Here is a 1,325-nt window from a genome sequence, read left to right as displayed (position 1 = left end):
AACGACCGCAAACACCCCTTCGTGTGGACGAAACCGGTCGAGGAGATTCTCAAGAAAGCTCAACCGAAAACCAACTAACGAAACGCGACACTAGCATCAGGTTGACACGGTTGGCGGTATCGATAGCGGAGGCCTCTACGCCAGCGCTGAAGAACTGAACCCAGGAGTCCCATTCGCCGGAGACCGATACGTTCGCAAGTTCGTCTTGATATTGGCTCCGGCGCGTTTCGAACCACGGTGACACGCTGAGGAGAGGTTCCTGTAACAGGCGGTCGACCATCAGTTGCAGGATGATGAGCAGACGGCCGATACGGCCGTTCCCGTCATTGAATGGGTGAAGGGTTTCAAACTGATAGTGGGACATGGCCGCTGCGACCAACGGGTCACGCGCGGCGGTCGAGTCGTTCATCCACGTCATCAGGTCGCGTACCGACGCTTCGAGATCGGGTCCGGGAGGCATCGGAACGAAGCGAGAAGATTCGATAGTTCCGTCGGGACTGCCGATGGCTAGTTGGCAGCGTCGCACACGCCCAGCATCGCGGGTTTCGGACTCCGTTCCGTCGACAAGCTGTTTGTGGGCTGTTTCGATCAGCGATGTCGTGATAACTCGTTGCTCCGCAACGAAATCGAACGCATCGTCTGCTGCGCGGATGTAGTTGATCACTTCAACCAGTTCCGCGCTGTAGTCCTCGGTGTCGCTCTCGTCCGCCGCCAAGACTTCATCGATCGGCGCAAAGGTTCCTTCCAGCGCCGACGTGCTCTGAGCCTCGCGAGTGAGTGTCGGACGGCGGAGGATGCGGGGGTTTGGTACCTGTCGGGAAGCTTGATCTAGCTGTGCGAGAGCCCTGCTGGCGCTGGTGACTGCGCGCCAGGTCTGTCCGGATAGAACCGGCTCGGTCGACAGTGGGTGGGCTATATAGGCGGCGTGTTCGTAGGTTCTGCCGTTGCGTCCATCGGTCCCAGAGATCGGTCGCAGGTTCCCAATCGGACTGCTAGCGAAGCGTTCTAACTGCACATACCAAGTGTAGGCGGCTTTCGGTTGAAGTCACATCTATGAAACTCAACGTCACTTGGTATTGGCTATGAGAGATCAACTGAAGGCCGTCGTTGCTTGTCACTACGAGCTGCTGGGCAAAGACGGGGTTTGCCGCAGTGCACACAAGAATCGTTCTTCGAGCTTCCGGCCGTGTGTGCTCAGTGTGTGCTGACAGCCTCGCTCCGGTTGGGGCTGGGAGATATTGTCAAGACCTGTGGATGAGCGGTTTTCAGGCGGCCTCCTGGGTGCCTGAGGTGGCGTCGGGTTCGACGAGTTTGCCTTTCTCGAA

The 1,325-nt window shown here is 58.1% G+C and carries 1 protein-coding gene; it reads right to left on the bottom strand.

What is annotated here, in order from left to right:
* Positions 1–49: 49 nt before the first annotated feature.
* Positions 50–1,015, bottom strand: coding sequence for a Fic family protein (locus tag ACWDSI_RS20450; protein WP_449757687.1), 966 nt, complete (start codon positions 1,013–1,015; stop codon positions 50–52).
* Between the last annotated feature and the right edge of the window lie 310 nt (positions 1,016–1,325).

The sequence above is a fragment of the Gordonia sp. NPDC003429 genome, assembly GCF_053588575.1.
Note: the sequence above shows the minus strand (reverse complement) of the source record. Positions and strands in the feature narration are given on the sequence as shown.